Origin of the sequence: Glycomyces amatae, assembly GCF_020991375.1 — a bacterium.
GTDB classification, from domain to species: domain Bacteria; phylum Actinomycetota; class Actinomycetes; order Mycobacteriales; family Micromonosporaceae; genus Glycomyces; species Glycomyces amatae.
The window spans coordinates 1-24,337 of the sequence record NZ_JAJLQZ010000007.1 but is presented as its reverse complement, the minus strand read 5'-3'; the positions used below and the strand labels follow the sequence as shown (position 1 = coordinate 24,337).

Sequence of the window (24,337 nt, the reverse complement as noted above, 5' to 3'; positions counted from 1 at the left end):
CCATGGGCGAGGAGGCGGTGCTCGAACGCCAGTGGCGACTGCCCGCCGTCGCGCTGCGGGGCGTGCTGTTCGCGCTCGTCGCCGGCTTCGGCTGGTGGGCCTCGACGGGGCTCGCCGACGCCGCCACCTGGTGCGGCATCCTCGCCCTGGCCGCGCTCCCGGGCGTGGTCCTCCCCCGCCACCGCCTCCTGGCCCCCGCCGGGCGGCTCGCCGAGGTCGTCGTCGTCGTGCTCGGGACGCTCGCCACCGGCGGGCTCCCGGCCTGGATGCTCCCCTACCTGATCGCGCCGTTCGCGACCGCCGCGTTCGACGCGGCCGCGCAGCCCTCCGGCGAGGAGGGCCGCTACGCCCGCCTGCGGACCTGGGGGCCGCCCGTGCTCGTCGCGGTCGCGGCCGTCGGGCTCGTCGTCCAGGTCCCGCGGATCGCGCCCTTCGACCGCGACACCTACGTCACGACCGTGGCCGTCGCGATCGCCTTCGGCCTCGCCTCGGCCGTCGGCGCCTGGTGGCTGCGCCGCTCGCGCTCCTCCGACATGCACCACTCGCAGCTGCCGTACGCCGAGGCCGCGGCCCTGCTCACCCAGTTGCGCGTGGTCGCCCGGCAGCTCCCCGGCTCCACGCTCGACCCCGGCGGGATCGCGACCGAGATCGTCGACGCCGCCGCCCGCGTCCCCGGCGTCGCCCGCGCCGCCGTCCTCTCGGCCGCCTCCGGCCGCCGCCTGGTCGTGCTCGCCCAGCACGCCGACCAGCGCGTCGACTGGGAGACCTCCCCGCAGCTCAACTCGCTCCTGGCCGACGCCTGGGCCGGGCAGAAGCCGCAGTCCGGGCAGGTCCCGCTCTCGCGCTCGACGCAGGGGCCGGTCGCGTCCCTGGTCATCCCGCTGGTCGCCGAGGGCCGCACCGTCGGGCTCGTCGCGATCGAGTCCGACGACCCCGCCGCGTTCGGCCCCGAGACCGTCAGCGCCGCCGAGGACCGCACCAAGGGCGCGGCCCTGCGGCTGGAGACCGCGCTCCTGTTCGAGGACGTGCGGTCCATGGCGACCACCGAGGAGCGCCAGCGCCTGGCCCGCGAGATCCACGACGGCATCGCCCAGGAGCTGGCGATGCTCGGCTACGGCATCGACAACGCCATGGCGATCATGCCGCCCGAGGCCGGGGAGGCCAGGGGCGAGCTGGAGGACCTGCGCAGCGAGGTGACCCGGTTGGTGACCGAGCTGCGGTTCTCCCTGTTCGAGCTGCGCTCGAACGTCGACCGTCAGGGAGGCCTGGCCTCCGCGATCGCGGACTATGCTCGTACTGTGGGCGCCTCCGCGGGCCTGCGGGTGCACCTGTCGCTCGACGAGGGCGGTGCGCGGCTCCCCGCGAGCACCGAGGCCGAGCTGCTGCGGATCGCGCAGGAGGCGATCACGAACGCCCGCAAGCACGCGCGGGCCGAGAACCTGTGGGTGACGTGCGAGGTGGACCCGCCTTACACGCGGATCGAGGTGACCGACGACGGCCAGGGGCTCTCCGGCGAGGCGGCCGAGGGGCGCTACGGACTGGCGATCATGAGCGAGCGGGCCGAGCGGATCCGCGGTTCCCTGGAGATCCGCCCGCACCAGCCGCACGGGACGACGGTGGCGGTCGTGCTCAACGCGGGTGCGCGGCCCACCCCGCGGACCGAGGCCCCGCGCCCGGGGTCCGCGGCCTGGGCGGCCGCCGACCGCACTGCCAGAACTGAACAGCCGGCCCGACGGCCCGACCGCGGTGGTGGCCGCGGAAGCCAATGAGGAGAGACACGCATGAACGCTGACGCGCTGGAGACGACCGGTCAGACCACGGTCCTGATCGTCGACGACCACGACCTGATCCGCAAGGGTCTCCGGCATGCCTTCGACCGCGACCCCGAGTTCGAGGTGGTGGGCGAGGCCGACACCGCCGCCGACGCCCTCCGGCAGGCCTCCTCGCTCATGCCCAGCGTGGTGATCATGGACCTGCGCCTGCCCGACGGGTCGGGGCTCGACGCGACCCGCAAGCTCCGCAAGGCGCACCCGAACATGGGGATCGTGGTGCTCACCATGTACGCCGGAGACGACCAGCTGTTCGGGGCGCTCGACGCGGGCGCCTCGGCGTTCGTGCCGAAGTCGGCCCCCGCCAACGACGTCGTGTCGGCGGCGCGCCACGCGGCCGCGAACCCGACGGCGTTCAGCGCCGCGGACCTGGCCGAGGCGATGCAGCGGCGCCTGACCCCGACCGGGCCGCAGCTGTCCCCCCGCGAGTCGCAGGTGCTGAAGCTCCTCGCCGACGGCCTGTCGGTCGCGGGGATCGCGAAGCAGCTGTACGTCTCGGAGTCGACGGCGAAGACGCACATCTCGAAGCTGTACGAGAAGCTCGGCGCGGGCAACCGCGCACAGGCCCTCATGACCGCCCTGAAGCTCGGCCTCCTGGAAGCCCCCGACCAGCCGAAGTTCTGACCCCCGGGAGCACCGGCCCCGCGGCCCGCCGGCACGACCGCGCCCGAACCCGAGGACGCCGCCCCGCCCTGCGACCTGCCGAAACGCCGAATCGTCGCACCCTCGTGAGAGGGTGGTCCCTTTCGGTGAGGAGCAGGCGGCGGGCGGGCGCGGGAGGCCCCTCGCGCCCGGCCGCCGCCGGGCGCGGCCGCTCAGACCGTCTCGCCGTAGAGCATCCCCTCGAGGCGCCCGGCCTGGCGCTCCCAGGTCCACTCGCTCAGGGCCCACTCGCGGCTCGCCGCCCCCAGCCTCCGGGCCAGCGGCGGGTCGCCGAGCACCTGCACGAGCCGGCGGGCGATCTCCGCGGTGTCGCGGCCGTCGACGACCCAGCCGGACCGGCCGTGCAGCACCGTGTCCGGCGCGCCGCCCGAGTCCCCCGCGATCACCGGCAGCCCGGAGGCCGCCGCCTCGAGGAACACCGCCCCGAGCCCTTCGACGTCGAGGCCGCGCCGCCGCGTGCGGCAGGGCATCGCGAAGACGTCGCCGGCCGCGAAGTGCGCGGCCAGCTCGTGCTCGGGCACGCCGCCGGTGAAGACCACGGCGTCGGCGACGCCGTGCTCGCGGGCCATGGCGCGCAGCCGGTGCCCGTAGGGGCCCTGCCCGACGACAAGCAGCCGCACGTCCCTCCCGAGGCGCCGGCGCACCTGCGGGAGCGCCGCGATGAGCATGTCCTGGCCCTTGCGCGGCACCAGCCGCGAGACGCACACGATGACCGGCAGGCCCTCGAGTCCGTGGCGGCGGCGCACCGGGGAGCCGTCCACGCCGGGGTGGAAGGTCTCGGCGTCGATCCCGAACGTGAGCTGCTCCAGCCGCGTCAGGTGCCCGGCGACGGGGGCGATGCGCCGGTGGGTGTAGTCGCCGAGGTAGGTCATGACGTCGAGCGACGCCGCGATGCGGCCGAGCAGGGCCCGCGTGCCCGGCATCGCGGCCCATCCGACCTCGTGGCCGTGCGTCAGGGCGATGGCCCGCTCGATCCCGGTGTCGCGCTTGAGGCCCGCGGCCAGGAGTCCGAGCGGGGCGGCGGCGCCGAACCAGACCCGGTCGCAGCGGTGCTCGCGCGCGAGGTCGGTGACGGCGCGGGCGACCCTGGGGGTGGGCAGCAGCATCGCGGTGCGGTCGCGGACGACGGTGAAGGGCTGGGCGGCGTCGAACTCGGCCCAGCCGGGGGACGTGGAGGTGTACACGACGAGGTCGTCGGAGGGCAGGCGCAGGGCCATGCCGTGCACGAAGGTCTGGATGCCGCCGCGGCGGGGCGGGAAATCGTTGGTGACCAGCAACGTCCGGCTCATCATGCCCCCTTCATGACCGCACCAGTCTGACACGCTCCCGGGCCTCGTGCGGCGATCCGGGACGACGGGCCGGTGAAGGGCGCCGGTCGGCCCCGGCGCGCTGTGACGGCGATGGCACACTGGTGCCTATGTTGAGCGGCCAGGCGAGCGGCGACGAGGCCCCGGGACCGGCGGCCCGAGCGGGTGCCGACCCGGCGGCCGAGGCCGCCTGCGGCGACGGCTCCGGCGCGGGAGAGGCGGGCGAGGGGGACCCCGCCGAACGGGACGCGGCCGACGCGGGCACGGCGGTGTTCCTGGCCGAGCCGGTGCGGCGCAGGGCCGTCGAGATCGCCGCGGTCGCCATGCCGGGGCTGGCGCCGGGGAGGGTCCCGGCGCGGCTGCGCCGCTTCCTGAAGTTCAGTCCGGCCAAGCGCGCCAAGCTCGCCAAGGGCGAGCTCGCGGCCGCGCTGTCGGCCGACGGCGGGTTCCGGGAGGGCCTGGCCGAGGTGCTGGCCTCGACCGATTCGCCGCTGGTCGCCGCGATCGCGTCCGGCGGGGAGGTCTCGCCGATGGCCGACGCCGCCGAGGTCGCGGCCCTGGCGTACCTGCTGCGGCCCGAGGGGTGGCGCGAGCTCATCGCGACCGCGTCCACGGCCGTCAAGGAGGCGCCGGAGCCGCCTCCGGCGGAGGCGCCCGACGAGGCGGCCGCGAAGCGGGCGGCGGCGCTGGAGAAGGAGAACGCCAAGCTGCGCTCGGCCCTGACCGACCAGCGCGGGGCCGCCGCGGTCCTCCAGGAGGAGCTGCGCCGGGCCCGCCGCGACCTCAAGGAGGCCGAGGAGCGGGCGCAGAAGACCGCCGGGGACCTCGCCGCCGAGCGGGGGCGGCTCAAGCACCTCGACGCGGAGCGGCGCTCCGAGCGCCGCCGCCTGGAGGCGGAGGCGGCGTCGCTGCGGTCCTCGCTGGAGCGGGCCCGCAAGGCCGAGCGCGAGCACGAGCGACTGACCTCGGCCCGGCTGTGGCTGCTGCTGGACACCCTGTCGGGCACCGCGACCGGGCTGCGGCGCGAGCTGGGCCTGGAGCCGGCCGCCGACCGCCCGGCGGACTACGTCGCCGACGAGTACTGCGACGACCCGCAGGAGCGGTCCGTGGAGGGGTCGCGGGGCCTGGACCAGACCGATCCGCAGCGCCTCGACCACCTGCTGGCGCTGCCGAACCCGCACCTGATCGTCGACGGCTACAACGTGACCATCTCGGCGTGGGGCGAGACGCTGACGCTGGAGCAGCAGCGCAACCGGCTCGTGCAGGGCCTGGGGGCGGTCGCGGCGCAGACGAACGCGGAGATCACGGTGGTGTTCGACGGCGCCGACCCGATCTTCGGCGCGAAGCCCTCGGCCCGGGGGGTGCGGGTGCTGTTCAGCGCCAAGGGCCAGATCGCGGACGACGTCGTGGTCGAGCTGGCGCGGGTCGAGCCCGAGGGCCGGCCCGTCGTGGTGGTCTCCTCCGACCAGGAGGTCGCGATGCGGGTGCGCCGCGAGGGGGCCTATCCGGTGCCGTCGCCGCTGCTCGTCCGCTGGTTGCAGCGGAGCTGACGTGGAGCCGCCGGTCGCGGCGGGCCTCAGCGGCCGCTGCCGGTGCGGAGCATGACCGAGTCGGCGGCCAGGTCGTGCAGGCCCCGGTGGTAGGGGTGGAACAGGGCGGTCAGGGCCGGGAGCACCAGGGAGAGCAGGAGCGCCCGCAGGATGGACCGCCACAGGGGGAGCCGTCCGCCGTCGGAGGCCGAGACGCACGCGATCCGCATGAGCGCCATGCCGAGGGTCTGGGTGCCGACGGCGAGGCTGAAGGCGTAGTAGAGCAGGAACAGGCCAGCCGGGACCTGGTTGACGTCGGCCAGTTCGATGCGGACGCCGGTGGCCCAGTCGATGAGGTAGGAGAGGACCAGGCAGGCGATCCAGTCGATGAGCACCGCGACGAACCGCCCGCTGAGCGGGGCGAGGTCCTGTCCTGTGCCGGGGGTTTCGGAGGTGTTCGCACCGCGTTGGCTCGTCATGGCGCGAGTCTACGACTCGGCCCGAATCGCCCCGAGTGCACCGCCCTGAGCAGTGGTTTCGGTCAAAGAGGACACGATCTGAACATCGCAAGTAACACGTACGAAACATTTGATTTACGATGGGGCAATTGATCGCGGTTAGCGTTTCGGCTATATGGCTTTGGCGTCGACAGCGAGGTCGGCACTACCGGCGCAGCGCGCGCGTCCGAACCGGCGACTCGGCGCCGCTCGCGAGCCGGCACGAGCTAGCCGCCAGGGGACCGCGCCACGGTCCTCCCGGCAACTCACCTACCGAGAGGAATACCTTCGTGTTCTCCAGCCCTGAAGAGCTCCTCGGCTACGTCCGCGACAACGACGTGAAGTTCATCGACGTCCGCTTCTGCGACCTCCCCGGCGTCATGCAGCACTTCAACATCCCGGCCGAGGCCTTCGACAACGACCTCCTCGAAGAGGGCCTCGCCTTCGACGGCTCCTCGATCCGCGGCTTCCAGCAGATCCACGAGTCGGACATGCTGCTGCTGCCCGACGTGGCGACCGCGTTCATCGACCCCTTCCGGGAGCAGAAGACGCTCGCCCTGAACTTCTTCATCCACGACCCCTTCACCCGCGAGGCCTACAGCCGCGACCCCCGCAACATCGCGAAGAAGGCCGAGCAGTACCTGGCCGGGTCCGGCATCGCCGACACCGCCTACTTCGGCGCCGAGGCCGAGTTCTACATCTTCGACTCGATCCGCTTCGACCAGACCGCCAACCAGGCCTTCTACAAGATCGACTCGGTCGAGGGCGCCTGGAACACCGGTGCCGAGGAGAACGGCGCCAACCTCGGCTACAAGCCGCGCACCAAGGGCGGGTACTTCCCGGTCGGGCCGGTCGACCACTTCGCGGACCTGCGCGACCGGATGGTGACCAACCTGATCGAGGGCGGCCTGACCATCGAGCGCGCCCACCACGAGGTCGGCACCGCGGGCCAGTCCGAGATCAACTACCGCTTCTCGACGCTGCTGCACTCCGGCGACGACGTCCAGAAGTTCAAGTACATCATCAAGAACACCGCCACCCAGGCCGGCAAGACGGTGACGTTCATGCCCAAGCCGCTGTTCGGCGACAACGGCTCGGGCATGCACACCCACCAGTCGCTGTGGGCGAACGGCGAGCCGCTGTTCTACGACGAGACCGGGTACGCCGGCCTCTCGGACACCGCCCGCCACTACATCGGCGGCCTGCTCAAGCACGCCCCGAGCCTGCTGGCGTTCACCAACCCGTCGGTGAACTCCTACCGCCGCCTGGTGCCGGGCTTCGAGGCGCCGGTGAACCTGGTCTACTCGCAGCGCAACCGCTCCGCGTGCACCCGCATCCCGGTCACCGGTTCGAACGCGAAGGCCAAGCGCGTCGAGTTCCGCGTGCCTGACCCGTCGAGCAACCCGTACCTGGCGTTCTCGGCCATGCTCATGGCGGGCCTGGACGGCGTCAGGAACAAGATCGAGCCGCCGGCGCCGGTCGACAAGGACCTGTACGAGCTGGGCCCGGAGGAGTACGGCGACATCCAGCAGGTCCCCGGCTCGCTGGACCGCGTGCTCGACAACCTCGAGGCCGACCACGACTTCCTCACCGAGGGCGGCGTGTTCACCCCGGACCTGATCGAGACCTGGATCCAGTACAAGCGCGAGAACGAGATCGACCCGATCCGCCTGCGCCCGACCCCGCACGAGTTCGACCTGTACTACGAAGTGTAACGAGTAGTACCAGAAGGCACCGCCTACGAGGTGTAACGAGTAGTACCAGAAGGCACCGCCTACGAGGTGTAACGAGTGGTACCACAGGGCGCTGCCTACGAGGTGTAGCGAGTAGCGCCCGAAGCGCCGCCCGGGCGGCGCGACGGCTCATGCGCCTGAGACGGGGCGCGACCGGTGTGACGCACCGGTCGCGCCCCGTCTCGCGTGCGGGGCCGCGCGGGGACGAGAGTCATACTCGCCGCGTGCCTTTCCCCTTCCCTCCCGAGCGCGACCGGGACCTGTACCGCGACGCGGCCGCCATGGCGGTCGGCATCGCCATCGTGGGCGCCTCGTTCGGGGCGCTCGCCACGGCCGCCGGGCTGCCGTGGTGGATCCCGGTGGCCATGTCGGTCCTGACGTTCGCGGCCACCTCGCAGTTCGCGATGCTCGCGGTCGTGACGGCCGGCGGCGGGATCGTCGCCGGGCTCGTCGCCGGCGTCCTCGTCCACCTGCGCCACATCCCCTACGGCCTGGCCGTGGGCGACCTGTACTGGGACAAGTGGTGGACGCGGCTGCTGGGCACCCACATGCTCATCGACCAGTCCACCGCGTTCGCCCTCGCGGCGGGGAAGGACCGGCGCCGGGCCAAGGCCGCGTTCTGGATCACCAGCGTCATCATGTTCATCGCGTGGAACACCGGGACGGTGGTCGGCGTGCTCGCCGGCGCCTACATCGCCGACCCGGACGCGCTCGGCCTCGACGCCGCGTTCCCGGCGCTGCTGCTCGCCCTGGTGCTGCCGAGCCTGAAGGACCGCGACACGCTGCTGGCGGTCATCGCCGGATCGGCGATCGCCGTGGCGACCGCGCCGTTCCTGCCCACGGGCCTGCCGGTGCTCCTGGCGCTCGTCGGGCTCCTCGCGGCCTGGCCGCGAGGCGGGAAGAAGAAGGAGGCCGGGGCATGACCATGGCGGCGGTGCTGGCCCTGGCGGTGGGCGTCTACCTGGTGCGGTTCGCCGGGCCCGCGGTGCGGGGCCGGATCAAGGTGTCCGAGCGGACCGAGACGATGATGAAGCGCGGGGCCATGGTGGTCCTCGCGGCCTTGGTGGTGACCGGGGCGTTCGTCGTGGACGGGGGCTTCGCGGGCTGGGCGCTCCCCGCGGGTGTCCTCGTCGGCGGAGTCCTGGCCTGGCGCCGGGCCCCGATCCTCGTCGTCGTGATCGCGGCGGCCGGAACGACCGCGCTGCTGCGGCTCGCCGGGATCGCTTGAGGCACGAGGAAGGGGCCGCACCGAACGGTGCGGCCCCTCCTTACTTCAGGAGACCGTGTCCCTCAAGGGGATGCGGTCTACCAGTCCTGCGCGGCGCGGCGGCGGCGCATGACCATGAAGATGATGCCGGCGGCCAGGATCAGCGCGGCGGCCGAGCTGATCATGATCGTCAGCGAGCTACCGGTGGTGGGCAGCTGCGGCTGAGCGGACGGGGTCTCGCTCGGGGCCGGGGACTCCTCGTCGCAGGGGATCCACGGGGTCTCGCCCTCGTAGGCGTCCTTGGGCGTCTCGATGAGGTAGTGGACGCTGAACTCCTCGTTGTCCACGGCGGGAATGGTCACGGTCTCCGTGGTGCCCGGGACGACGACCACGACGATCGGCTCGTCGCTGTTGCTGGGCGTGAAGGTGAAGGTGGTCTCTTCGCCGTCCTCGGGGATGGTCAGCTCGAACTCGAGGCCGTCACAGGTGTCGTAGATGAAGCCCCACTCGCAGGTGCCGTCCGGGGCCCAGTCGTAGGTCTGCACGACCTCGCCGTCGATGGCGATGTCGACGCTCAGACCGGCCTCGGCGTCCTCGACCGGGAAGTACGCCGCATACTCCTCGCCGAAGGCGGGGGTGACGACGATCTCGTCGCCGGCGCTCGGGGTGATGGTGAACTCGGAGAGGGCCTCTTCGTTCAGGTTCGCCGCCACGACGCTCACGCCGAAGCAGTCGCTCCAGACCGAGAAGTTGGGCTCGGGCTCCGGCTCGACGGGCGTCTCGGACTCGCAGCCGCCCGCGGGGATGGTCACATACCCGTCGGTCTCGCCCGTCGCCTTGACCTTGCCGTTCTTGGTCCACTCGGCGTGGACCGTGATCGCGGCCGAGGTCTGGTCAGCGGTGAGGGTCTGGGTGCCGACGAGCGCGGTGTCCGACAGGGTGGCGCCCTCCACGATCTGGCCGCCGGCGTCGAGGCTGCCGTCGATCTGGGTGATCTCACCGATCTTGTCGGTGTTGCCGCTCCAGTCGTAGACGTTCCAGGTCACGGTCCAGCCGCCGTCATCGGTGCACTCGGCGACGCCGTCGATCTGCGGGTGGTGGGCCTGGGCGGCGGAGGCGAAGGTGACCGCTCCGGCGACGCCGAGCATGACGCTACCGGTCACGCCCAGCACCCGCTTGAGGGTACGGTTCATGGTTCTCCTAAGTGAATGACATTGCATTGGGGGGATTCGGAGCCGCTCGGCCAGGGGTGTGAGCACTGACCGGCCTCGGCACCGTACCAAAGAAGACACGCCGCAACGCGACGAAGGGTCGCATAACAATCATGTAACGGGACCGCTGTAAAGAGTTGGGGCGCAAGAGGTCTGACTTATGCCGCGAAAGCCGCGAAACGACCGGGTGAGGCCCGGCCGTCGTCGCTCTGCGTGATCGGACCCTTAAGCCTGGCCCGCGTCGATCTGGTCCTCGGTGAGGTAGCCGCTGTCGACGACGACCTCCTGGTAGTTCTCGGCGGTGACGTCGACCGGCTCGAGCAGCAGCGAGGGCACGAACTTGAAGCCGTTGTCGTAGGTGCCGCGGTCGTTGATCTCCGGGTCCCCGCCGTTGACGATCGCCTCGACCATCTCGGTGACGGTGGAGGCGAGCTGCCGGGTGTCCTTGAAGACCGTCTCGGTCTGGCCGGTGCCCTCCTTGATCGCCTTCAGCGACTGCGCCTCGGCGTCCTGGCCCGTCACGATCGGGAAGTCGTCCTCGCCCGGCTCGTAGCCGTTGTCGACGAGCGCCTCGACCACGCCGCGGCTGATGCCGTCGTAGGGCGAGAGCACCGCGTGGAGGTCCTCGTCCTCGTAGAAGTCTTTGAGCAGCCCCTCCATGCGCTCGAACGCGACGTCGCCGCTCCAGGCCTTGGTGGAGGTCGGCGACTGCTCGGTCTCGCCGGAGAGGATCACGAGCTTGCCCTCGTAGATGTAGCTCTCGAGGGTGTCGAGGCCTCCCATGAAGAAGTACTGCGAGTTGTTGTCGCCGGGGTCGCCCGAGAACAGCTCGATGTTGAACGGGCCCGACTGCTCGTTGAGCTGGAGGCGGTCGATGATGTGGGTGGCCTGGAGGACGCCGACCTGGTAGTTGTCGAACGAGGCGTAGTAGTCGACGTCGGGGGTCTCGAGGATGAGCCGGTCGTAGGAGATGACCGTGACGCCCTGGTTCTTCGCCTCCGCCAGGACCGCGCCGAGGGACTTGTTGTCGATGGCGGCGATGATGAGGAACTCGACGCCCTCGTCGACCATCGACTGGATCTGCTTGATCTGGGTGTCGATGTCGTCCTTGGCGTTCTGGTGGATGACGTCGTAGCCGAGCTTCTTGAGGTTGTCCTCCAGGGACTTGCCCTCGATCACCCAGCGCTCGGAGGTGTCGGTGGGCATGGCGATGCCGGTGAAGCCGGTGAGCTGGGCCGTTTCCTCGCCCGCACCGCATCCGGCCAGTGAGACGGCGGCGGCGCCTGCCGATCCGAACAGCAGGCCGCGGCGACTGAGGTGCATTGGGAGGTACTCCTTCGTACACAAGAGGGGTTCACATCAACCCGAAACCTACACGAGCCCGGAAAAGCGATAAGTCGCCCATTCCGTGATCCAACCGTGTCCTGACATGGGGGCGAATCAGGATCATAGCCTTATTACGACTCGCCCGTCGATGCGATCCGCGGCCGCGTGAGCGGCGCACGGACCGATACAAGGCCGAAGGTAGAACGTGGGGGAATCGCGCTTTCCGGCGGCCCCTCCCGGAGCGACGGGCCTCGCCGCCGGGCCGTGACGCAGCGTCGCGGGAAAACGGACCGCGCGGCCGTCGCCTACCATTGCGGCATGAATGACCGCTGGATCGAAGTGGCTGACAGGGTCTGGGCGCGGCGCCTGGAGGAGCTGGACCAGACCCTCGGGCTGGTCGTCGGCGACGAGTGCTGCCTGGTGATCGACACCGGGATCACGGCCGAGGCGGGCTACGCGTTCGCCACCGCGGTCCGGGAGCTGACCGACCTGCCGTGGCAGGTGGCCTACACGCACGACCACTTCGACCACTGGTTCGGCACCTCCGCGTTCGGGGAGTCGGCGGTCTGGGCGGTCGCCGACGGCGCGCACTACGTGGCGTCCGGCGACGGGCAGCGCAAGCGCTGGGCGGCGAAGTACCGGCAGGACGGCCGCGAGGAGGAGGCCCGCCGCATCGGCGCCTCCCGGCTGGTGCCGCCGAACTGCCGCGTCAGCGGCGCGGTCGGCCTGAACCTGGGCGGGCGGACGGTGGTCCTGCGCCAGGTCGGGCTCGCGCACGGCGACAACGACATGGTGGTGGAGGTCCCGGACGCGGGCGTGCTCTTCGCCGGGGACCTGCTCGAGAACGGCGCGCCGCCCTCGTACGGATCCGCGTACCCCTACGAGTGGCCGCAGGCGGTCGAGTACCTGCTGAGCTGGCGGCCGCCGGTCGTGGTGCCCGGCCACGGCGACCCGGCCGACTACTGGTGGGCGCGGGGCCAGGCGGGGGACCTCGCCGAGACGGCCCGGCTGTGCCGGGAGGTCGCGCAGGGGTTCGTGACCGAGGAGGAGGCGCTGGCGCACGGCCCGTTCGGGGCCGAGGCCACGGCGGCGGCGCTCGCGCGCTGCCGGGAGCTGGCCCCTCCCCCGCCCGAGCCGGCGCCGGCGCCCGCCGCGTCCCCCGGGCCGCCGCCTCCGGTCGTCGTCTACGACGTCTTCGACTACAGCGTCGACCTGACGCAGCACTGAGGCCCGGCGGTCAGTCGAAGGGCTCGTCCTCGAAGCCGAGGTGGAGCTTGCGCAGGAGCGCGCCGAGCTGCTCGCGCTCCCGGGCGGTGAGGACCGACAGCGACTCGTCCTGGAGGTCGATGCCGGTGCGCACGGCCTCCTCGATGACCTCGCGGCCGCGGGCGGTCATGCGCACCTTCAGGCCGCGGCGGTCGGCGGGATCGGGCAGCCGCTCGACGAAGCCGGCGGCCTCGAGCTTGTCGAGCCGTCCGGTCAGACCGCCCGAACTGAGCATGAGGGTCGCGCCGATCTCTTTGGGCGACAAGGTGAACGGTTCGCCCGAGCGGCGGATCGCGGCGAGCACGTCGAACTCGTTGCGCCCCAGGCCCTGCTGAGCGCGCAGGCGGTGGAGCCGGGCGCCGAGCTTGCGCGAGATGCGGTGGATGCGCCCGTAGAGCGCCATGGAGTCGAGCTCGAGGTCGGGCATCTCGCGGTGCCACTGCGCGATGATGCGGTCCACGGCGTCGTCGGTCATGGGTGTCATTCTGGCCCACCGGCCCTTCCCGCGAGGAAGTACCTCGGCGTGATCCAACTCAAGTCCAAGTATCTTGACTAAAACTAGCTTGTGAGTAAGCTACTTTACATCAAGATACTTCAAGGAGCGACGATGAACCGCAGCACCAAAGACCTCCTCCTGACGGCCCTGGCCCCGGTCATGTGGGGCACGACCTACATCGTGACCACTGAGTTCCTCCCGGCGGACCGGCCGTTCCTGACCGCGATGCTCCGGGCGCTGCCCGCGGGCCTCCTGCTGATCCTCCTGTCGCGAAGGCTCCCGAAGGGGGCGTGGTGGTGGAAGTCGGCGGTGATCGGCACGCTGAACATCGCGGCGTTCTTCGCGCTGCTGTTCATCGCGACCTACCGGCTCCCCGGGGGCGTCGCGGCGGTCGCGGCGGCGGTCGGACCGCTCGCGACGGCGGGGGCGACGCTGCTGATCCTGCACCAGCGGGTGCGCCTGCGCACCTGGCTGCTGGGACTGGCGGGCGTCGGCGGCGTCGCGCTGGTCGTGCTCACCGCCGAGGCCGAACTCGACCTGATCGGCGCGCTCGCGGGCGTCGGCGGCGCGGTCTCGATGGCGGTCGCGGTCGTGCTGACCAAGCGGTGGGGGATGCCCGAGGGCGCGGGCCCGGCGGCCCTCGCGGGCTGGCAGCTGACGGCGGGCGGGCTGCTGCTCGTCCCCCTCGCGTTCGCGACCGAGGGCGCGATCCCCGCGCTCACCGCGGACAACCTGCTCGGCTACGCGTACCTCGGCCTGGTCAACACCGCGCTGGGCTACTGGCTGTGGTTCCGGGGCATCGGGCGGCTCTCGGTGGTGCCGCTGAGCTTCCTGGGACTGCTCTCGCCGCTGACGGCGGCGACCGTGGGCTGGCTCGTCCTGGGCGAGACGTTCACGATCTGGCAGACCGCGGGCTTCGCCGTCGCGCTGGCGGCGACGGTGACCGCGCAGCTCCAGGCGAGGCCGAAGACCCCGGTGCCCCCGACCGCCGGTCCCCGGCCGCGGCTCGCCCGAGTCTGACCTCCGGCCCGGCGCGAGGCCGGGCCGCCGAACCCCGGCGGCCGCCGATGCTCAGGCGGTCGCCGCGACCAGAGAGGAAACCCATGCGCGTCATCATCTTCGGAGCCGGAGGCGGTGTCGGATCACGGACCGCCGCCGAGGCACTGGCCCGGGGCCACGAGGTCACGGCCGTGGTGCGGCGACCGGACTCCGAACTCCCCCAAGGCCTCGCGGTCGTCATCGGCGACGCCGCCGATCCGGATCAGGTCGCCCGCCTCAGCGCGGGCCACGACGCGGCGGTGAGCGCGGTCCGGGCGCCGACCGGGCGCGAACAGGAGCAGGTCGAAGCGACCGGAGCGCTCCTCAAGGGAGCGGCGGCGAGCGGTGTGCGGCTCCTGATCGTCGGAGGGGCTGCGACGCTGCGGGTCCCGGACAGCGGCCGGACGGTGCTGGAGGACCCGCGGTACATAGCCGAGGAGTGGCGGGCGGTCGCCGAGGCGAGCGCGGCGCAGCACCGGCTGTGCGAAGCGGAGGCCGAGGCGGACTGGACCTACCTGAGTCCGCCCGCGGTGCTGGAGCCGGGCGAACGGACCGGGAGGTACCGCCTGGGTAAGGACGAGCTCCTGGTGGCCGAGGACGGCACGGCGCGGATCTCCATGGAGGACCTGGCGATAGCGGTGCTCGACGAACTCGAACACCCGAAGCACCGCCGAACCAGGTTCACTGCGGCAGCGGCCTGAGCCCCCATCGGAACGTCGGCGCCGTGGGCTCATCTCGTGCGCGTCGGATCGATCCATCGGACATCAGCGAAACCTCCGAAATCAGTGTCGGCGCTGGCAACAGTCAATCCATACTCGATTGCCAGCGCCACGAGGTGCGCGTCGGGAATCAGTTTCGCCGTCGGCCGCTCTGCTCGCATGATCCGGTCCAGGATGTTCCGATGGCCGGGTCCGGGGACCGGCACCCACGATGCGGGGCTCGACAACCACTGGTCGACCTGATCCCACGCTTGCTCCGCAGTGAGCGGAGTTCGGAAGATTCTCGGATTGGTCAGGATCCGCATGAATCCCACCAGTGTCTCCCAAGGCAGGCCGATGGTCCTGCCCCGACCGTTCAACTGCTCGTCGAGCCAGCCCTTCGCTGCCTCGTGCCTCGGCTGGTTCGAATCCACCGCGTACACGAGCACGTTGACATCGATCAAGAACACTACTTGTAGTCCTCACCCTCTGCGAGAGCGAGCATCTCGGCCGTGCTGGCCTGATATGGCAACACCTGTCCTCCGAGGTCCCTCGGAGTGGTCCAGGTGCGCTTCTGCTCGGTCTGGACGCCGGGATTGTCCCAGGCGTCCAGACCGAGGCTCAGGATCTCATTGATCGCTTCTTTGAAAGTCATGTGCCGCTCCGCTCGCAGCCCTTCGATGCGGACCGCGATGCTGTCTTCGATAGTCACCGTAGTTCTCATGCATCAATCCTTACACGAATTGATGCTTTGATGCTACGACTTCGAGGAACATGAGCCGGTATGACACGCCTGGGTCAGACCATCTTTCGCCGGTAGGCGCGCATCGCCAGGGGGGCCGTCACCGCGAAGATGCCCACGGCCCAGGCGAAGGTCCACAGCAGCGGTTCGGCTATCGGCCCGAACGACAAGAGGCCCCGCATGGCGTCGGCCAGGTGCGTCACCGGGTTGACCTTGGCCCAGGCCTCCATGAAGCCCGGCATCGTGCTGATGTCGACGAACGCGCTCGACGTGAACGTCAGCGGCATGATGATCACGAAGGAGTAGATCTGGACCTTCTCCTCGGAGTCGGCCAGCACCCCCATGAGCACCGACACCCACGAGATCGCCAGGGCGAAGGCCACGATCGCCAGGGTCGCCATGAGCGCCCCCGCCCAGCTGCGCAGCTCGAAGCCCATGAGGATGCCCAGGCCCAGCATGATCGCGATCGACCAGACCTGCTTGAACAGGTCCGCGAAGATCTTCCCGGCCAGGGGCGCCGAGCGCGCGATCGGCAGCGAGCGGAACCGGTCGTACACGCCCTTGCGCAGGTCGGCGTTGATGCCGGTGCCGGTGTACATGGTCAGGAAGATCGCGTTCTGGGCGATGAGCCCGCCGAGGACGTACTGGAGGTACTGGTCGGTGGTCCCGGCCATCTGCCCGCCGAAGACGTAGACGAACAGCAGCAGGAACATGACCGGGCTCAGGGACAGGTCGACCAGCTCGAACGGGTTGTGCTTGATGCGGACCATCTGGCGCCAGGCCATGGAGAGGGTCTGGCGGACGGTGTCGGCCGGGCCCGGCCGGCCCAGGACCGGCCTCTCGATCACGGCGGTCATTTCGCGGCCTCCTCGGGCTGGGCCTCGTCGTCGGCTTCGGTGCGGTGCCCGGTCAAGGTCAGGAAGACCTCGTCCAGGCTGGAGAGTCCGAGGTGGAACTCGGTCAGCGCGATGCCGCGGTCGCGCAGGTCGGCCGCGAGGGTCGGCATGATGCCGTCGTCGTTGACGCCGACGGTGATCGCGCCGGCCTCGACGATCGGGTCGAGGTCGGGGAAGCGCTCGGCGACGAGGGCCCGCAGTCCGTCGAGCTGGCCGTGGTCCTCGGGCTGGATGCGCAGGGTCTGGCCGCCGATCTTGGACTTGAGCTGGGTAGGCGTGCCGGTGGCGATGGTCCTGCCCTGGTCGATGACCACGATCTCGTGGGCGAGCTGGTCGGCCTCCTCGAGGTACTGCGTGGTCAGCAGCACGGTGGTGCCGTCGGCGACGAGGCCGCGCACGAGTTCCCAGAGCTCACCGCGGGCCCTGGGGTCGAGGCCGGTGGTCGGCTCGTCGAGGAAGAGGATCCGCGGGCGCCCGACGAGGCTCGCGGCCAGGTCGAGGCGGCGGCGCATGCCGCCGGAGTAGGCCTTGGCGGCCTTGTCGGCGGCGTCGGAGAGGTTGAACTGCGCGAGGAGCTCGCGGGCGCGCGCCTTGGCGTCCCGGGTGGGCATCCCGAGCAGGCGCCCGATGAAGCGCAGGTTCTCCTCGCCGGTGAGCAGCTCGTCGATCCCCGCGAACTGGCCGGTGAGGCCGATGAGGGACCGGACCTCGGGCGCGTCGCGCACGATGTCGTACCCGCCGACGCGGGCGGTGCCGGCCGTGGGCCGGGAGAGGGTGGCGAGCATGCGCACCATGGTGGTCTTGCCGGCCCCGTTGGGGCCGAGGACGCCGAGCACGGTGCCGGCGCGGGCGGTCAGATCGATGCGGTCGACGGCGACCAGGTCGCCGAAGCGTTTGGTCAGGCCCTCGATCTCGATGGCGTTGTCGGTCGACACGTCGTCCTCCTTTGGAGCGGTGCCGTTCAAAAGGGTTCTGGTTTCCGGGCACGAGGGTGCCTCAGATCATGATGTCATATTGATGCCTGAAAGACATCACCTCGATGGAGGCTTTGCGGTCTACTGCGCCGGGCGCAGTCCGGACCATGATCATGCACCCCGGGTCCGACATCCGCGATCGAATTGCGGGCGGACGGCCCTCAGAGGGACTGGAGGAGCTTCCTGATGCGCTTCTCGCTCACCTGGTAGCGGGTCCCCAGCTGCTGGGCGAAGAGGCTGACGCGCAGCTCCTCGAGCATCCAGCGGACCTCGCGGCCCTCGCCGGAGCGCAGCGCGGCCGGGCGGGTGCGCGCGAGCGAGTCCCGCTCGGCCTCCAGGGACTGGACGACGTCCATCCGGCCCTTGTCGCCCGCGACGTCGGCGGCGACGCGCGACGCCCGGTAGGCGATGGCCTTGACGTAGCGGTGCAGGTCGTCCAGGCGCCACCAGCCGGTCGCGCCGACGAAGCCCTCGGCGCCGACGAGCCCTTCGAGCTGGCGGCGCATGTCGCTCATGGCCGCGAGCATCGCGAAGTCGAACTTGCCCTCGAGGAGGCGGGAGGCCTCCCGCGCCGCGGTCAGGACCGCGGCGGCCTTGCGCGCCACGGCGGCCGACTCCCCCGCGACCTCGGGCCGGGCGCGCCCCAGCAGCTTCTCGAAGCCCTCGCGGTCCCAGGCGGGGCCGCCGCCCTCGATGAGGACCTTGTCGAGCACGGTCCGGACGCAGTCGGCCAGCAGCGCGTCGACGTTCGGGTACGGCCCGGTCGCGAGCGCCAGCTGCTCGTTGCGGGTCAGCGCCTCTTTCAAGTGCGGGTCGGGGGTGTTCAGGCGCAGGAGCCTGCGGGTCCCGGCCCACATGTTCGCGGCCTGCGAGCCCGGATCGGGGAAGGCCTTGACCCCCACGGACCCGCCCTCGTCGACCAGGGCGGGGTAGGCCTTGGCGGTGTAGCCCTTGCGCGGGGTCTCGTGGAGCTTGGGGAGCGCGTCGAAGTCCCAGGTCTTCAGGCCGGTGCGCTCGAGCTCGAACGCCTCGGCGGCGGCCTCCTGCGTCTTGGGGGCGAGCTGGCGCTGGAGCGCCCCGAGCTCCTTGCCCTCGGCGACCACCGCGCCGTCCTCGTCCTTCACCTGGAAGGTGACGAGGAGGTGGCCGGGGATCTTGGTGAGGTCGAAGGCGTCCTCGGGGACGTGCACGTTCGTCATGGACTTGAGCGTGTCGGCGAGCGCGGCCATCATGGGGCGCCCGGCGACGGGCGCCATGCGCGCGACGGCGGCCCTGGCGAAGTCGGGGGCGGGCACGAAGCTGCGGCGCAGGGTCTTGGGCAGGCTCTTGATGAGCGCTTCGGCGAACTCGGCGCGCAGTCCGGGGACCTGCCAGGTGAAGGCGTCCTGGTCGAGCTGCTGGAGCGCCGGGAGCGGGACGGCGACCGTGACGCCGTCGCGGGCCGAGCCGGGCTCGAACTCGTAGTCGAGCTCGAGGTCGGCGCCTTCGGAGGTCCACACCTCGGGGTAGGCGTCGGCGGCGAGGCCGTCGGCGCGGTCGCCCAGGAGCAGGGCCTCGTCGAAGTCCAGGAGGGACTTGTCGCGCTCCTTCTTCCACCAGGAGTCGAAGTGGCGACCCGAGACGATGTCGGCGGGGAGCCGCTCGTCGTAGAAGTCGAAGAGGGTCTGCTCGTCGGCGAGCAGGCCCCGGCGGCGCACCCGGTTCTCCAGCTCCTCGACCTCGCCGATCTTGGCGAGGTTGCGCGACAGGAACTTGTGGTGGGTCTCCCACTCGCCCTGGACGAGGGCGTGGCGGATGAACAGCTCACGGCTGTGGGGGACGTCGATGCGTCCGAAGTTGACCTTGCGGCGGGCCACGATCGGGACGCCGTAGAGCGTGACGCGCTCGAACGCGAGCACCGCCCCGGCCTTCTTCGACCAGTGCGGTTCGGAGTAGGAGCGCTTGAGGAGGTGCTCGGCGAGCGGCTCGACCCACTCGGGTTCGATCTTGGCGCAGATGCGCCCCCACAGGCGGCTGGTCTCCACGAGCTCGCCCGCGACGACCCAGCGCGGCTGCTTCTTGGCCAGGCCCGAGCCCGGGAAGATCGCGAACTTGGCGTTGCGCCCGCCCAGGTACTCGCGGGTGTCGGCCTCCTTGACGCCGATGTGCGAGAGGAGCCCGGCGAGGAGCGCGGTGTGGACGCGCCGGGGGTCGGCGGTGGCCTCGGGCGGCTCGACGGGGATCTTCAGGCTCTTGAGGACGCTGAGGATCTGGCGCACCAGGTCCTGCCACTCGCGGATGCGCAGGTAGTGCAGGTACTCCTGCTTGCACATGCGCCGGAACGCGCTCGAGGAGCGGGCGCGCCGCTCGTCCTCGAGGTAGCGCCACAGGTTCAGGTACGCCGAGAAGTCGGAGTCGGGGTCGTTGAAGCGGGCGTGGGACTGGTCGGCCTGGGCCCGCTTGTCCGCCGGGCGCTCCTTCGGGTCCTGGATGGACATCGCGGCGGTGATGACCGCGACCGAGCGGACGCAGCCCTCGTCGCGGGCCTGGAGGATCATCCGGGCCAGGCGAGGGTCGATCGGGAGCCTCGCGATGTCGCGCCCGGCCTTGGTCAGGCGCCGCTCGCCGCCGCGGAGGTCCTCGAGGGCGCCGAGCTCCACCAGGAGGTCCATGCCGTCCTTGATGTTGCGCGCGTCGGGGGCGTCGACGAACGGGAACGTCTCGACGCGGCCGAGCTTCGCGGCGGTCATCTGGAGGATGACGCTGGCGAGGTTGGTGCGCAGGATCTCGGCGTCGGTGAACTCGGGCCGGGCGTTGAAGTCGTCCTCGGAGTAGAGGCGGATGCAGATGCCGTCGGCGACGCGGCCGCAGCGCCCGGCGCGCTGGTTGGCGCTGGCCTGGCTGATCGCCTCGATGGGGAGGCGCTGGACCTTCGTGCGGGCCGAGTAGCGGGAGATGCGCGCGTACCCGGCGTCGACGACGTAGCGGATGCCCGGCACCGTCAGGGAGGTCTCGGCGACGTTGGTGGACAGGATGATCCGGCGGCCGGTGTGGGAGGAGAAGACGCGGTGCTGCTCCTGCGCGGACAGGCGCGCGAAGAGCGGCAGGACCTCGGTGTGGCGGAGCCTCGCCTTCTCGAGGGCGTCGGCGGTGTCGCGGATCTCCTGCTCGCCGGAGAGGAAGACGAGGATGTCGCCGTCGCCCTCGCGGGAGAGCTCGTCGACGGCGTCGAGGATGCCGTCGATCTGGTCGCGGTCCCGCTCGCCCTCCTCGTCGCGCAGGGGCCGGTAGCGGACCTCGACGGGGTAGGTGCGGCCGGAGACCTCGAGGATCGGCGCCGGCGTCTCGGCGGTGCCGCCCTGCCGGTTGGTTCCGTCTCCGGTGCTCTGCTTGTTCGCTCCGCCTCCGGCGCCCTGCTTATTTGTTTCGCCTCCGGCGCTCTGCTTATTTGTTTCGCCTCCGGCGAAGTGTGCCGCGAAGCGCTCGGGGTCGATGGTCGCGGAGGTGACGATGACCTTGAGGTCCGGGCGCTTGGGGAGGATCTGGCGCAGGCACCCGAGGATGAAGTCGATGTTGAGGCTGCGCTCGTGGGCCTCGTCGATGATGATCGTGTCGTAGGCGCTCAGGAGCCGGTCGTGCTGGATCTCGGTGAGCAGGATGCCGTCGGTCATCAGCTTGATGAAGCTGGAGTCGGAGACCTGGTCGGTGAAGCGGACCTTCCAGCCGACGGCCTCCCCGAGGGGGGAGCCGAGCTCCTCGGCGATGCGCTCGGCCACCGCGCGGGCGGCGATGCGCCGCGGCTGGGTGTGGCCGATCATGCCGCGCACGCCGCGGCCGAGTTCGAGGCAGATCTTGGGGATCTGCGTGGTCTTGCCCGAGCCGGTCTCGCCGGCGATGATCACGACCTGGTGGTCCCGGATCGCCTCGAGGATGTCGTCCTTGCGCTGCGAGACGGGCAGCTCTTCGGGGTAGACGATCTTCGGGACGGCGGCGGCGCGGGCCGCGAGGGCGGCCTCCTTGCGCTCGACCTCGGCCTCGAGCTTCGCGAACGCCTCGGTGCGGGCCGGCCCCTCGAGGTCGCGGGCCTCGCGGAGGCGCCGCCGGAGGGCGCGCTGATCGGCCGTGCGCAGCGCGAAGACGCGCTCGTGCAGACTGGTGCGGGAGTTGGAGACGCTGCTGGGCATGACGGTGTGAAGGATACGCGGAGGGCCCGGCCGCGCGCCAGGCATTAAGCGCCGTCGTGACCCGACCCGGGTGAACTGGGAGTGTCTTCGCGAATCGGACACCCGGGGACCCCCGGTTCCAATGGTGCCCGCGGGGTCCGACTCCCGCGGAGTCGAACAGGACGCGAGGACCGGTCGCCCGCGGGTGCCGCGCCCGGTGCGGTCAGTCCGCGTCGAGGTCCCCGCACAGGACCCGGTCGGAGTCCAGGTTCTCGGCCTCCACGACCGCGTCGGGGGCGTGGACCACGACGCTCCGGGCCCGGTCGTCCGGGGTGAGATCGCTCGAGACGGTGGTCTCGCCGGTGCCGGTCGCCGAGGTCGTGAGCACCAGCTCGATGATGTTGCCGGGGGCGTCCTCGCCCGCGGGGTCGGCGAGCCAGTGGCCGCCGCCGGGCGGGTCCTCGTCGCACGTCCCCTCGTGCACGTGGGCCGTGTACTCGACCTCCTCGCCGAGGCCGCCCACCGCGAGCTGGAGCGAGGTGCCGTCGGCCGAGGTGAGATCGGCGGTCCCGTGCCCGTCCGGGTGGTCTCCGGCCCACGGCGCGGTGACGTGCAGCGCGGCGGTCCAGGACTCGTCGGCGTCGGTGCCGGCGTCGTCCTCGGCGTCGCCGCCGCACCCGGCCAGGGCCGCGGTCAGGACGGCGGCCGCTGCTGCGGCGGCGGCTCGGATCGGCGGCATCGGGGCTCCTTCACGGGACGGTGCTGGTTCACAGGACGGTGCGGGGCCTGGCCGGTCCAGTATCGGCCCGGCCGGGCCCCGCGGCGGGGACCGCCGCCCGCGTGTCGCCCGGCGGGCGCGGGCGTCAGCGGTCGACCGGGACGTCCGCGGCGATCCCCTCCCCGCGTTCGAGCGCGACCCGCCGCGTCAGCCCCAGCCCGTCGAGGAACGCCTCGTCGTGGCTGACGACCACCAGCGCGCCCTCGAACGCCCCGAGCGCCTGCTGGAGCTGGCGGGTCGAGGACATGTCGAGGTTGTTCGTCGGCTCGTCCAGCAGGAGCAGCTGCGGCGCCGGCTGCGCCGAGAGCACCGCGGCGAGGGCGGCCCGCAGCCGCTGGCCGCCCGAGAGCGTCCCGACCGCCTGGAAGACCGCGTCGCCGCGCATCCCGAAGCGGGCCAGGCGGGTCCGCAGGAGCGACTCGTCGGCGTCGGGCGCCTTGGCGCGCACGTTGTCGAGCACGCTGGCGTCCTCGTCGAGCAGTTCGAGCCGCTGCGTGAGGAACCCGTGCGGGACGCGGGACTCGCGGGCGATCGCGCGCAGGAGCGTGGTCTTGCCCGCACCGTTGTCCCCGGTGACCGCGACCCGCTCGGGGCCGCGCAGGTGCAGGCCCAGGCCCTCGCCGTAGAGGCCGTTCACGTTGAACCCCTTGAGGACGGCGATCTCGCGGTGGGTCGAGACGTTCGTCTCGGGCAGGTCCACGTTGATCGCGCCGTCGTCGCGCAGGGACTCCTCGGCGGCGTCGAGGCGCTCGCGGGCCTCGGCCACGTCCTCGAGCTTCTCGCCGAGGATCTTCGCGGACGAGACCTCGCCGGCGTTCTTCTTGCCGTTGAGGAGGATCCTCGGGGTGCCGCCCCGGTCGCGCTCGCGCTTCCAGGCGGCCGAGCCCTTGTCGTTCTGGATGCGGGTGGCGACCAGCTCCTTCTTCTGTCGGGTGAGGTCCTGCCTGGCGTCGCGGACCGCGCGGGCCGCGGCCTCCTGCTCGGCGGCGAGGACCTTCTCGTAGGCGCTGTAGTTGCCGTCGAACATGCGGATGCGGCCCTTGTAGAGCTCGGCGACGGCGTCGACGTGCTCCAGGAGGGCCCGGTCGTGGCTGACGACCACGAGGGTGCCGTTGAACCGCCGGATCGCCTGGTACAGGCGCGTCCGGGCCGAGGCGTCGAGGTTGTTCGACGGCTCGTCGAGCAGCAGCACGTCGGGGCGGCTCACGAGCTTCCCGGCCAGGCCGACGAGCATCGACTCGCCGCCCGAGAGCGTGCCGACCGTGCGGTCGAAGCCCACGTGGTCGAGGCCGAGCTCGTCGAGGGCGAGGCGGGAGCGGTCGAGGAAGTCCCAGTCGTCGCCGATGACGCCGAAGTGGGCCTCGTCGGCGTCGCCGGACTCGATGGCGGCCAGCGCGCGGCGCTGCGCGGCGATGCCGAGGAGGTCGGCCACGGTGTCGCCCAGGCGCAGCGGCAGCTCCTGCGGCAGGTACGCGATGAGGCCGGACGCGGTGATGGAGCCCGACTCGGGTTTCAGCAGTCCCGCGACGAGCCGCAGGAGGGTGGACTTGCCGGTGCCGTTGTCCCCGACGAGGGCGGTGCGGCCGTCGGAGAAGACGGCGTCGACGCCGTCGAAGACCCGGTCGCCGTCGGGCCAGGCGAAGCGCAGCCGCTGGACGTTGATGTAGGTGGTCATGAGACCTCTCTCAGGTTCGATGCGGAACGGGATCGAAATGAGAGACATCGCGCCGGAGCGGCGGAAGGAGAGGCCCTTCCCGGAAGGAGGCACTCTTGATCGAAGACACACCGTCCACGTGCGCAGAGACGTGGCGGCGCGATGTCTGCGACCTAGAGCTTCAAGTGAGTGCCTAACCTCGGGGACAAGGACGGGGACAACGGTAGCCGCGCCCGTGTCGGCGTGTCAAGGGAGATGGGCGACACGGGCCGCCCCGCGGGGAGTGGGGCGGCCCGGCCGCGGCGCGATGGCGTCGCCGCGGATCGATGCGGTCTCGGGTGGGGCTAGGGC

Annotated in this window: 21 protein-coding genes; 9 read left to right on the top strand and 12 right to left on the bottom strand. The window is 71.5% G+C overall.

The window, feature by feature from the left end; all coding sequences use genetic code 11:
• Nucleotides 1-2 precede the first annotated feature (2 nt).
• Together LO763_RS12755 and LO763_RS12750 are read left to right on the top strand one after the other, a co-directional pair.
• Nucleotides 3-1,769: a sensor histidine kinase gene (locus tag LO763_RS12755; protein ID WP_230602632.1), complete on the top strand. Its 1,767-nt coding sequence runs from the start codon at nt 3-5 to the stop codon at nt 1,767-1,769.
• A 12-nt stretch (nt 1,770-1,781) separates the two neighbouring features.
• Nucleotides 1,782-2,453 (top strand): response regulator transcription factor, encoded by a 672-nt coding sequence (locus LO763_RS12750; RefSeq protein ID WP_230602630.1) that lies wholly within the window; start codon nt 1,782-1,784, stop codon nt 2,451-2,453.
• Between the two features lie 191 nt (nt 2,454-2,644).
• Here the strand turns inward: LO763_RS12750 and LO763_RS12745 are convergent, their stop codons facing one another.
• On the bottom strand, nt 2,645-3,781 hold the full coding sequence (locus LO763_RS12745) for a glycosyltransferase family 4 protein (RefSeq protein ID WP_230602628.1): 1,137 nt from the start codon (nt 3,779-3,781) through the stop codon (nt 2,645-2,647).
• A gap of 128 nt (nt 3,782-3,909) precedes the next feature.
• Here LO763_RS12745 and LO763_RS12740 point away from each other — a divergent pair, with 128 nt between their 5' ends.
• Nucleotides 3,910-5,349 carry an NYN domain-containing protein gene (locus LO763_RS12740; protein WP_230602626.1) on the top strand — a complete coding sequence of 480 codons (1,440 nt, stop codon included), beginning with the start codon at nt 3,910-3,912 and terminating at the stop codon, nt 5,347-5,349.
• Between the two features lie 26 nt (nt 5,350-5,375).
• Here LO763_RS12740 and LO763_RS12735 read toward each other — a convergent pair whose 3' ends face one another.
• Entirely contained in the window at nt 5,376-5,807 is a 432-nt protein-coding gene (locus LO763_RS12735; RefSeq protein ID WP_230602624.1) for an RDD family protein, read from the bottom strand.
• Between the two features lie 308 nt (nt 5,808-6,115).
• Between LO763_RS12735 and glnA the strand changes: the two genes are divergently transcribed.
• The 3 genes from glnA (at nt 6,116) to LO763_RS12720 (ending at nt 8,786) form a co-directional block, all read left to right on the top strand.
• Complete coding sequence (glnA, locus tag LO763_RS12730) at nt 6,116-7,540, top strand: type I glutamate--ammonia ligase (protein WP_230602622.1); 1,425 nt, start codon at nt 6,116-6,118, stop codon at nt 7,538-7,540.
• A 242-nt stretch (nt 7,541-7,782) separates the two neighbouring features.
• Nucleotides 7,783-8,481 carry an AzlC family ABC transporter permease gene (locus tag LO763_RS12725; RefSeq protein ID WP_230602620.1) on the top strand — a complete coding sequence of 233 codons (699 nt, stop codon included), beginning with the start codon at nt 7,783-7,785 and terminating at the stop codon, nt 8,479-8,481.
• The gene (locus LO763_RS12720) at nt 8,478-8,786 is read left to right on the top strand and encodes an AzlD domain-containing protein (RefSeq protein ID WP_230602618.1); all 309 of its coding nucleotides are present in this window, start codon (nt 8,478-8,480) and stop codon (nt 8,784-8,786) included. The genes LO763_RS12725 and LO763_RS12720 overlap by 4 nt, the downstream gene beginning before the upstream one ends.
• A gap of 77 nt (nt 8,787-8,863) precedes the next feature.
• Here LO763_RS12720 and LO763_RS12715 read toward each other — a convergent pair whose 3' ends face one another.
• On the bottom strand, nt 8,864-9,958 hold the full coding sequence (locus tag LO763_RS12715) for an LAVTG motif-containing sortase-dependent surface protein (RefSeq protein ID WP_230602616.1): 1,095 nt from the start codon (nt 9,956-9,958) through the stop codon (nt 8,864-8,866).
• Nucleotides 9,959-10,201: 243 nt separating this feature from the next.
• Nucleotides 10,202-11,299: a substrate-binding domain-containing protein gene (locus LO763_RS12710; RefSeq protein WP_230602614.1), complete on the bottom strand. Its 1,098-nt coding sequence runs from the start codon at nt 11,297-11,299 to the stop codon at nt 10,202-10,204.
• Between the two features lie 321 nt (nt 11,300-11,620).
• Between LO763_RS12710 and LO763_RS12705 the strand changes: the two genes are divergently transcribed.
• Nucleotides 11,621-12,529, top strand: coding sequence for an MBL fold metallo-hydrolase (locus LO763_RS12705; protein ID WP_230602613.1), 909 nt, complete (start codon nt 11,621-11,623; stop codon nt 12,527-12,529).
• Between the two features lie 10 nt (nt 12,530-12,539).
• Here LO763_RS12705 and LO763_RS12700 read toward each other — a convergent pair whose 3' ends face one another.
• Nucleotides 12,540-13,043 carry a MarR family winged helix-turn-helix transcriptional regulator gene (locus LO763_RS12700; RefSeq protein WP_230602612.1) on the bottom strand — a complete coding sequence of 168 codons (504 nt, stop codon included), beginning with the start codon at nt 13,041-13,043 and terminating at the stop codon, nt 12,540-12,542.
• A gap of 132 nt (nt 13,044-13,175) precedes the next feature.
• Here LO763_RS12700 and LO763_RS12695 point away from each other — a divergent pair, with 132 nt between their 5' ends.
• Together LO763_RS12695 and LO763_RS12690 are read left to right on the top strand one after the other, a co-directional pair.
• Nucleotides 13,176-14,084, top strand: a complete 909-nt coding sequence (locus tag LO763_RS12695; protein WP_230602610.1) for an EamA family transporter — start codon at nt 13,176-13,178, stop codon at nt 14,082-14,084.
• 83 nt (nt 14,085-14,167) lie between these two features.
• Nucleotides 14,168-14,803: an NAD(P)-dependent oxidoreductase gene (locus LO763_RS12690; RefSeq protein WP_230602608.1), complete on the top strand. Its 636-nt coding sequence runs from the start codon at nt 14,168-14,170 to the stop codon at nt 14,801-14,803.
• 29 nt (nt 14,804-14,832) lie between these two features.
• Here the strand turns inward: LO763_RS12690 and LO763_RS12685 are convergent, their stop codons facing one another.
• From LO763_RS12685 to LO763_RS12655, 7 genes are all read right to left on the bottom strand, one after another.
• Nucleotides 14,833-15,264, bottom strand: coding sequence for a TA system VapC family ribonuclease toxin (locus tag LO763_RS12685; RefSeq protein ID WP_230602606.1), 432 nt, complete (start codon nt 15,262-15,264; stop codon nt 14,833-14,835).
• A gap of 5 nt (nt 15,265-15,269) precedes the next feature.
• Entirely contained in the window at nt 15,270-15,455 is a 186-nt protein-coding gene (locus LO763_RS12680) for a hypothetical protein (RefSeq protein WP_230602604.1), read from the bottom strand.
• Nucleotides 15,456-15,598: 143 nt separating this feature from the next.
• The gene (locus tag LO763_RS12675; RefSeq protein WP_230602602.1) at nt 15,599-16,399 is read right to left on the bottom strand and encodes an ABC transporter permease; all 801 of its coding nucleotides are present in this window, start codon (nt 16,397-16,399) and stop codon (nt 15,599-15,601) included.
• Nucleotides 16,396-17,373, bottom strand: coding sequence for an ATP-binding cassette domain-containing protein (locus LO763_RS12670; RefSeq protein WP_230602600.1), 978 nt, complete (start codon nt 17,371-17,373; stop codon nt 16,396-16,398). The genes LO763_RS12675 and LO763_RS12670 overlap by 4 nt, the downstream gene beginning before the upstream one ends.
• A gap of 200 nt (nt 17,374-17,573) precedes the next feature.
• A complete protein-coding gene (gene hrpA / locus LO763_RS12665) occupies nt 17,574-21,575 on the bottom strand; it encodes an ATP-dependent RNA helicase HrpA (protein WP_230602598.1) in 4,002 nt (1,333 codons plus the stop codon).
• A gap of 202 nt (nt 21,576-21,777) precedes the next feature.
• On the bottom strand, nt 21,778-22,293 hold the full coding sequence (locus LO763_RS12660) for a hypothetical protein (RefSeq protein ID WP_230602596.1): 516 nt from the start codon (nt 22,291-22,293) through the stop codon (nt 21,778-21,780).
• 124 nt (nt 22,294-22,417) lie between these two features.
• Nucleotides 22,418-24,007: an ABC-F family ATP-binding cassette domain-containing protein gene (locus LO763_RS12655; RefSeq protein WP_230602593.1), complete on the bottom strand. Its 1,590-nt coding sequence runs from the start codon at nt 24,005-24,007 to the stop codon at nt 22,418-22,420.
• Nucleotides 24,008-24,337: the final 330 nt, after the last annotated feature.